10 protein-coding genes are annotated in these 7,501 nt (G+C 67.7%); 9 read left to right on the top strand and 1 reads right to left on the bottom strand.

Annotated elements, in window-relative coordinates; genetic code table 11:
* Positions 1-66: 66 nt before the first annotated feature.
* A complete protein-coding gene (locus ABGA94_RS20175; RefSeq protein ID WP_375367986.1) occupies positions 67-873 on the bottom strand; it encodes an inner membrane protein YpjD in 807 nt (268 codons plus the stop codon).
* A gap of 122 nt (positions 874-995) precedes the next feature.
* Between ABGA94_RS20175 and ffh the strand changes: the two genes are divergently transcribed.
* The 9 genes from ffh to ABGA94_RS20130 form a co-directional block, all read left to right on the top strand.
* Positions 996-2,372: a signal recognition particle protein gene (ffh, locus tag ABGA94_RS20170; RefSeq protein ID WP_014036403.1), complete on the top strand. Its 1,377-nt coding sequence runs from the start codon at positions 996-998 to the stop codon at positions 2,370-2,372.
* A gap of 152 nt (positions 2,373-2,524) precedes the next feature.
* On the top strand, positions 2,525-3,595 hold the full coding sequence (locus ABGA94_RS20165; protein ID WP_375367985.1) for an NAD(P)H-dependent flavin oxidoreductase: 1,071 nt from the start codon (positions 2,525-2,527) through the stop codon (positions 3,593-3,595).
* Entirely contained in the window at positions 3,592-4,404 is an 813-nt protein-coding gene (locus ABGA94_RS20160) for an aminotransferase class IV family protein (protein WP_375367984.1), read from the top strand. Before ABGA94_RS20165 ends, ABGA94_RS20160 begins: the two co-directional genes overlap by 4 nt.
* A gap of 99 nt (positions 4,405-4,503) precedes the next feature.
* A complete protein-coding gene (gene rpsP, locus ABGA94_RS20155) occupies positions 4,504-4,764 on the top strand; it encodes a 30S ribosomal protein S16 (protein ID WP_375367983.1) in 261 nt (86 codons plus the stop codon).
* A 44-nt stretch (positions 4,765-4,808) separates the two neighbouring features.
* Positions 4,809-5,321 (top strand): ribosome maturation factor RimM, encoded by a 513-nt coding sequence (rimM, locus tag ABGA94_RS20150; protein ID WP_005415734.1) that lies wholly within the window; start codon positions 4,809-4,811, stop codon positions 5,319-5,321.
* An 8-nt stretch (positions 5,322-5,329) separates the two neighbouring features.
* Complete coding sequence (gene trmD / locus ABGA94_RS20145; RefSeq protein ID WP_005415735.1) at positions 5,330-6,088, top strand: tRNA (guanosine(37)-N1)-methyltransferase TrmD; 759 nt, start codon at positions 5,330-5,332, stop codon at positions 6,086-6,088.
* 154 nt (positions 6,089-6,242) lie between these two features.
* A complete protein-coding gene (gene rplS / locus ABGA94_RS20140) occupies positions 6,243-6,644 on the top strand; it encodes a 50S ribosomal protein L19 (protein ID WP_005415736.1) in 402 nt (133 codons plus the stop codon).
* A gap of 82 nt (positions 6,645-6,726) precedes the next feature.
* Positions 6,727-7,107 (top strand): DUF6404 family protein, encoded by a 381-nt coding sequence (locus ABGA94_RS20135; protein WP_005415737.1) that lies wholly within the window; start codon positions 6,727-6,729, stop codon positions 7,105-7,107.
* Between the two features lie 78 nt (positions 7,108-7,185).
* Positions 7,186-7,501: DUF1801 domain-containing protein (locus tag ABGA94_RS20130; RefSeq protein ID WP_375367980.1), on the top strand; the 316-nt coding region annotated here is incomplete at its 3' end.

Below are 7,501 nucleotides of genomic sequence, written 5' to 3'. Positions count from 1 at the left end.
CATCCGCGGTGCCGAACTGACCGGTGGCGTGCTGCTGGCCGGCTTCGACATCAACGCCCAGCTGAGCTACACCGACCCATGCAACCGCACCGGCGGCAGCACCCAGTTCGACAACTGGCTGCCGAAGAAGGCCAGCAGCAGCAACAGCATCGCCGCCAGCGTCCAGTGCACCGCCTTCATGCCGCGCCAGCCGTAGCGCCGGCGGCCGATCAGCAGCACGCCGAACACGATCCACGACAGCACGCTCAGCACGGTCTTGTGCACCAGCTTCTGCGCCAGCAGGTCGTCGACGAACAGCACCCCGGTGACCAGGGTGAGGGTCAGCAGCGCGAAGCCGACGGTGATCACCCGGAACAGCAGTGATTCCAGGTCGGCCAGCGGCGGCAGCGCGCGCAGCCAAGGCCGGAACTCGCGGCGGCGCAGGGCGCGTTCCTGCAGCCACAGCATGATCGCCAGCAGCGCGGCGATGCTCAGCGTGGCGTAGGCCAGCAGGGCCAGCCAGGCGTGGCTGGCCAGGCGCCAGCCCAGCACCTTGCTCGGTTCGTGGCCGTAACCGTGGTAGGCCAGCAGCAGCACGGCGGCCAGCGGGAACACCACCACGCCCAACGCCGACATCCGCCCGCGCGCGCCGACCAGCGAAGTCAGCCAGGCCATGCCCAGGCCGACCAGCGACAGTGCGGCGAAGAAGTGCATGTCCGGCCCGCCGTTGGTGCGCATCGCCACCATCACGTGGTAGCCGCCGTGCAGCAGCATGGCGGGCAGGGCCGGCCACAGCCAGATGGGGGAGCCGGTCGTCTCATCGCGGCCAAGCGCGCGCACCAGCAGGGCACTGGCAGCCAGGTAGAGCAGGACGGCGATGAGAACGATTGTCATCGTTGCAGTTTCGCATACCCCCGTGATGCTGGCGACGGCCCCGTGGCCGCAGTCCGGGGAGACAGCCAGACCCGTTATACTGTCTGCCTTATTGTCCCCCGCTTTCAGACAGGTTGCGCCGCATGTTCGAGTCCCTGACCCAGCGCCTTTCCGGCACCATCGAGCGCCTGCGTGGCCGCGGCCGCCTGACCGAGGAGAACATCCGCGAGGCGACCCGCGAAGTGCGCATCGCGCTGCTCGAAGCCGACGTTGCGCTGCCGGTGGTGCAGGCGCTGATCGAGCGCATCAAGGTGCGCGCGGTCGGCCAGGAAGTGCTGAAGTCGCTGACCCCGGGCCAGGCGCTGATCAAGGTCGTGCGCGACGAGCTGACTGCGGTGATGGGCGCTGAAGCCAGCGACCTGAACCTCAATGTGCCCGCTCCGGCCATCATCCTGATGGCGGGCCTGCAGGGCGCCGGCAAGACCACCACCGTGGGCAAGCTGGCCAAGCACCTGAAGGAAAAGCGCAAGAAGAAGGTGATGGTGGTCTCGGCCGACGTCTACCGTCCGGCCGCGATCGAGCAGCTGAAAACCCTGGCCGAGCAGGTGGGCGTGCTGTTCTTCCCGTCCAGTGCCGACCAGAAGCCGGAAGCCATCGTCCGCGCCGCCATCGACGATGCACGCAAGTCGTTCGTCGACGTGCTGCTGGTCGATACCGCCGGCCGCCTGGCCATCGACGAAGCGATGATGGCCGAGATCAAGGCCCTGCACGCTGCGGTGAATCCGGCCGAAACGCTGTTCGTGGTCGACGCCATGACCGGCCAGGACGCGGCCAACACCGCCAAGGCCTTCGGCGATGCCCTGCCGCTGACCGGCGTGGTACTGACCAAGACCGACGGTGACGCCCGCGGCGGCGCCGCGCTGAGCGTGCGCTACATCACCGGCAAGCCGATCAAGTTCGTCGGTGTCAGTGAAAAGCCGGAAGGCCTGGACGTGTTCCACCCGGACCGTATCGCCAGCCGCATCCTCGACATGGGCGACGTGCTGTCGCTGGTCGAGCAGGTCGAGCAGCAGGTCGACAAAGACAAGGCCGCCAAGCTGGCCGAGAAGGTCGCCAAGGGCAAGAAATTCGACCTGAACGACATGCGTGACCAGCTCGAGCAGATGCAGAACATGGGCGGCATCGGCGGCCTGATGGACAAGCTGCCGGGCCTGGGCAACATCCCCGACCATCTGAAGCAGCAGGTCAGCCAGGGCAAGGAAGTGCCGCGCATGATCGCCATCATCGGCTCGATGACCAAGAAGGAACGGCGCAATCCGAACCTGCTCAACGGCTCGCGCCGCGCGCGCATCGCCAAGGGCTCGGGCGTGACGCCGGCCGACGTCAACAAGCTGATGAAGCAGTACATGCAGATGGAAAAGATGATGAGCAAGATGGCCGGCGGTGGCATGAAGGGCATGTTGCGCAGCATGAAGGGCATGATGGGCGCCATGGGCGGCCGCGGCATGCCGTTCCGTTGATGACGGCCCCGTCCGCAATCTGATGAAGCGCCCGGGCCGACGCTCGGGCGACGCCGCGCAGGTGGCGCAACGGGCCGCCGGGCAAGCTCGACGCCAGCCCCGTCCAGCGCGCACCATGGGGGCCTGTCCGAAACGATAGGCTTCCCACGCAGATGTCCGCTGTCACTTCCCGCGCCGAGGCGTTCTGCCGGCGCTTTGGCGTTTCCGTTCCGATCCTGCTGGCACCGATGGCTGGTGCCTGCCCGGTACCGTTGTCGGCTGCGCTGGCCAACGCCGGCAGCATGGGCGCAATGGGCGCGGTGCTGTCGTCGTCGGCCGATATCGGTCGCTGGATGGATGACTTCCGCGCAGCCTCCAGCGGTCCGGCGCAGGTGAACCTGTGGGTGCCGGACCCTGTACCGGCCCGTGACGTTGCCGCCGAGGCCGCCAGCCGCGCCTTCCTGGCGCAATGGGGCCCGGAGGTGCCGGCCAGCGCCGCCGAGGCCACGCCGGCCGACTTCGAGGAACAGTTTGCCGCACTGCTGGCGGCGCGTCCTGCGGTGGCCTCGACCATCATGGGCGTGCTGTTGCCGCGCCACGTGCAGCAGTTGAAGGATGCAGGCATTGCCTGGATCGCGTGCGCGACCACCTTGTCCGAGGCGCGCGCGGCACAGGACGCCGGTGCCGATGCGGTGGTGGCGCAGGGCGCGGAGGCCGGCGGCCATCGTGGTTCCTTCGATCCGGCGATGGCCGAGCGCCAGCTGGTCGGCCTGTTCGCGCTGCTGCCGCGCCTGGCCGATCACCTGCGGATTCCGGTGATTGCCGCCGGCGGCATCGCCGATGGCCGTGGTATCGCTGCCGCACTCGCCTTGGGCGCCAGTGCGGTGCAGATCGGCACCGCCTTCCTGCGCACGCCGGAAGCGGCGATCGCTTCGGCGTGGGCCGATGGGCTGGCCGCCAGCGAACCGGAAGACACCTGGCCGACCCGCGCCTTCAGTGGTCGCCTGGGCCGTGGCCTGGCGACGCCCTATGTGCGCGCCGCTGCCGCAGAAGGCGCCCCCGCGCCGCGTCCATACCCGGTGCAGCGCGGCCTGACCGCCCCGATGCGCAGGCAGGCGGCACAGGAAAATCGTCTGGCTGCGATGCAGGCCTGGGCCGGGCAGTCGGCGTGGATGGCGCCGGCGCAGCCGGCCGCCGACGTGCTGCGCGGCATGTGGGAACAGGCGCAGGCACTGCTGCCATGATGGTGAGCTGCAACGGCCGGGCGGCGCAGGTGGAAGACCTGCTGCCGGCGCTGGTGAATTACGGCCACTTCACCTCGCTGCAGGTGCGTGGTGGTGCAGTGCAGGGGCTGGACCTGCATCTGGCGCGGCTGTCACAGGCTACGCGCGAACTGTTCGGCAGCGAACTGGACACGGTGCAGGTACAGGCATGGATGGCGCAGGCATTGCAGCAGTCAGGGCAGGCCGATGCCTCGCTGCGGGTGACGGTGTACTCGCGCCGCTTCGATTTCCGCAATCCGCTGGCGGCGGTGCCGGTGGACGTGCTGGTGGCGGTGTCCGCGCCGATGAAGCTGACCGCCTCCAAGCGTGTGCGCAGCGTGGCCTGGCAGCGTGAACTGCCGCAGATCAAGCATGTGGGCACCTTCGGCCTGTTCGCCGAGCGTCGCGCGGCGATGGCGGAAGGATTCGACGATGCGCTGTTTGTCACCGCCGATGGCGACGTGAGTGAAGGCAGCACCTGGAACCTGGCCGTGCACGATGGTGAACGGCTGCTCTGGCCGCAGGCGCCGGCCCTGCGCGGGACTGCCGAGGCACTGCTGAAGCAGCATTGGCCGGGGCCTCAGGCCACTCAGCCGCTGCGGCTGGCCGATCTGGCCGGCGTGAAGGCGGCTTTTGCCTGCAACGCCAGCGGCCTGTGGGCGCTGGAGGCCATTGACGGGCATGTCCTGCCCGGCTCCCAGGCGCTGGCTGAACAGGGCAGGGCGGTGCTGGCGGCGGTGGCTTGGGACAAATTGGGGCCAGATCCCTTTTGCGCCGCAAAAGGGATCTGACCCCGTGAGTTCATCCCCGGGGTTGGCCCGGCCGCGATCTGCCGCTATAATCGCCCGCTTACCTCGCCATCCTGGCGACTGGGCAATAGGAAAAACACCATGGTCAAGATTCGACTGACCCGCGGCGGCGCCAAGAAGCGTCCGTTCTACCACATCATCGTCACCGACGTGCGCAGCGCGCGCGACGGCCGCAACATCGAGCGCATCGGCTTCTACAACCCGGTCGCCCAGGGCGCCGAGAAGCGCATCGAGCTGGACCTGGCCCGCGTTGACCATTGGGTCAAGAACGGCGCCCAGCCGACCGACAAGGTCCGCAACCTGATCAAGGAAGCGACCAAGTCCCAGGCCGCTGCGGCCTGATCCTGACGGGCCACGCTTCGGCGTGGCCCTCTTGGTTGAAGCAGATGAAAGATATCGAGCGCCGCATCCTGCTGGGCAGGGTTGTCGGCGCTTTTGGTGTGCGCGGCGAGATCAAACTCGAGTCCTGGACCGAGCCACGTTCCGCCATTTTCCGTTACCAGCCGTGGATCGTGCGCAGCCCATCCGGCGTGGAAACCACGGTTGAAGGTGTGCGCGGCCGCGACAGCGGCAAGCACCTGGTGGCCCGTTTCCCCGGGGTCGAGGATCGCGATGTGGTCGAAGCGATGCGCGGCACCGAGATCTACGTGGCCCGCAGTGCCTTGCCGCCGCCGAAGCCCGATGAGTATTACTGGGTGGACCTGGAAGGCCTGGATGTGAAGACCACCGAGGGCGTCGCCCTGGGCCAGGTCTCGCACCTGTTCAGCACCGGCGCCAATGACGTGGTTGTGGTCCGGGGTGACCGCGAGCGGATGATTCCGTTCGTGCAGCCGGACTTCGTCAAATCGGTCGATTTCGAGGCCAACCTGATCGTGGTCGACTGGGATCCCGAGTTCTGAGTGTGAGCATGCGTTTCGACGTCATCACCCTGTTTCCCGAGTTCCTCGCCCAGTCCGCTGGACTGGGCGTGGTCGGGCGCGCGCAGGAGAAGGGACTGTTCAGCCTGCATGGCTGGAACCCCCGTGATTACGCCGAAGGCAACTACCGCCGGGTGGACGACCGTCCGTTCGGTGGTGGCCCGGGCATGGTGATGCTGATCGAGCCGCTGCAGGCCTGCCTGCAGGCGATCCGAGAGGCCGATCCCACCCCGGCGCGGGTGATCTACCTCAGCCCGCAGGGCGCGCCGTTGACCCAGGCCAAGGTGCGGGAACTGGCGGCGCTGCCGCGCATGGTCCTGCTCTGTGGCCGCTACGAGGGCATCGACGAGCGTTTCCTGGAGGCCAATGTCGACGAGGAAATCTCCCTCGGCGACTACGTGCTGTCCGGGGGCGAGCTGGGCGCGGCGGTGATCATCGACGCCGTGGCCCGCCTGCAGGACGGTGCCCTGAACGATGCGGAGTCGGCGGCGCAGGACAGCTTCGAGGGCGACCTCGGCCTGCTCGACTGCCCGCATTACAGCCAGCCGGCCCAGCACCCGCTGGGGGACGTGCCGGAGGTGCTGCGCTCGGGCAACCACGCGGCCATCGCCGCCTGGCGCCGCCAGCAGTCGCTGCTCCGGACCGCCCAGCGGCGCCCGGACCTGCTGGATGAACAGGCACTGGGCAAGGCCGACCGCAAACTGCTGGAGCAGGGCCGCCAAGCCCGGAACCAGAAGGCCAGCCCCTAGCGCAGGGCTGGCTTTATCGGCTATCATGGCCAATTCCCGCCAGCCCCGGTTGGCGCGCGCAGTACCCAAAACAAACGTGCAGCACAGTCCGGTGACTGCATGAGCCCACGTTGTCGATACGACACGCCCACCCGAACAAGAATCGGTGTAACCCATGAGCAAGCTGAACAAGTCCATCGTCGCGGAATTCGAATCCGCCCAGATCACCCGCGAACTGCCGAAGTTCAGCCAGGGCGACACCGTTGTCGTCAACGTGAAGGTGAAGGAAGGCAGCCGCGAGCGCGTGCAGGCCTACGAAGGCGTCGTCATCGCCACCAAGAACGCCGGCCTGAACTCCTCGTTCACCGTGCGCAAGATCTCGCACGGCTACGGCGTCGAGCGCGTTTTCCAGACCCACAGCGCCATCATCGACTCGGTCGAAGTGAAGCGTCGTGGTAAGGTCCGCGCCGGCAAGCTGTACTACCTGCGTGGCCTGGAAGGCAAGGCTGCCCGCATCAAGGAAGACCTGGCTGCCGCTGCTGCCGCCAAGGCTGCCCGTCTGGCCGACAAGGCCTGATAAACAACTTCGGTTGTTGCCGCGACGGCCACCTTCGGGTGGCCGTTTGCGTTTCCGGCATCGCATCGGCCACGATCAGCTGATGAGCGACATCAACCCGCGCTATCCCGCCGTGATCCAGTCGGCACTGCGCTTCCTCGACGGCAAGGGGCTGGCGCGCGTGCAGTCGGCGCCGCTGCTGCACCGCCTGCTGTGGCGCGTGGGCATCGCGCTGCCACCACCAATCCTGGCTGGTTTTGGTACCAATGCGCTGGTGCAGGGCCTGTTGTTCGGGCTGTTCTGGACCGCGCTGATGTGGCTGATGCTGTGGCAGGGCAGCGAGCGCCCGCTGGCGCTGTTGCTGGTGGCCGGCCTGTCGGCTGGCGTGCTGTTCGGTATCGTGATGGCAGCGCTGATGCGCTCGCTGCGCTGCCACCGCAAGCTGCCGGACTGGCGCCGGTTCCGCGCACGGCAGGCGGGCTGAGCCGATGGCGCACTGCGCCGTGACCACCGGGCGGGCCCGCGCTAGGCTGCAGCTTCATCCCGATGGACATAGCGTGCGATGCCTGCCAAGCGAACCGCACCTTCCACTGCGCCCACGCTGCTGTCCGGTGGCAACCCGCAGATCGCCAAGGGCGAGGGCGATGCGCCGGTGCAGGCATACATCGCCGCCATGCCGGACTGGAAACGTCCGATCGGCGCGCGACTGGATGCATTGATCGAGCAGGCCGTACCTGGGGTGCACAAGGCGGTGAAGTGGAACTCGCCGATGTATGTGGTTGCGCCGGGCGAAGGGTGGTTTCTCAGCTTCCATTGCTTCACCCGCTACATCAAGGTGGCGTTCTTCCGTGGCGCGGCACTGGCGCCAGTGCCGCCCG

The organism is Stenotrophomonas sp. 3diitr2024 (genome assembly GCF_042136455.1).
Classification (GTDB): domain Bacteria; phylum Pseudomonadota; class Gammaproteobacteria; order Xanthomonadales; family Xanthomonadaceae; genus Stenotrophomonas; species Stenotrophomonas sepilia.
The sequence above is the reverse complement of the archived record's forward strand: the minus strand, read 5'-3'. Positions and strand labels throughout refer to the sequence as shown.

Excerpts from the sequence above, each read along its gene's own strand:
- ffh (WP_014036403.1), top strand. The coding sequence starts at position 996 with ATGTTCGAGTCCCTGACCCAGCGCCTTTCCGGCACCATCGAGCGCCTG.
- ABGA94_RS20165 (WP_375367985.1), top strand. The coding sequence starts at position 2,525 with ATGTCCGCTGTCACTTCCCGCGCCGAGGCGTTCTGCCGGCGCTTTGGC.
- rplS (WP_005415736.1), top strand. The coding sequence starts at position 6,243 with ATGAGCAAGCTGAACAAGTCCATCGTCGCGGAATTCGAATCCGCCCAG.
- ABGA94_RS20135 (WP_005415737.1), top strand. The coding sequence starts at position 6,727 with ATGAGCGACATCAACCCGCGCTATCCCGCCGTGATCCAGTCGGCACTG.
- ABGA94_RS20160 (WP_375367984.1), top strand. The coding sequence starts at position 3,592 with ATGATGGTGAGCTGCAACGGCCGGGCGGCGCAGGTGGAAGACCTGCTG.
- ABGA94_RS20175 (WP_375367986.1), bottom strand. The coding sequence starts at position 873 with ATGACAATCGTTCTCATCGCCGTCCTGCTCTACCTGGCTGCCAGTGCC.
- rpsP (WP_375367983.1), top strand. The coding sequence starts at position 4,504 with ATGGTCAAGATTCGACTGACCCGCGGCGGCGCCAAGAAGCGTCCGTTC.
- trmD (WP_005415735.1), top strand. The coding sequence starts at position 5,330 with ATGCGTTTCGACGTCATCACCCTGTTTCCCGAGTTCCTCGCCCAGTCC.
- rimM (WP_005415734.1), top strand. The coding sequence starts at position 4,809 with ATGAAAGATATCGAGCGCCGCATCCTGCTGGGCAGGGTTGTCGGCGCT.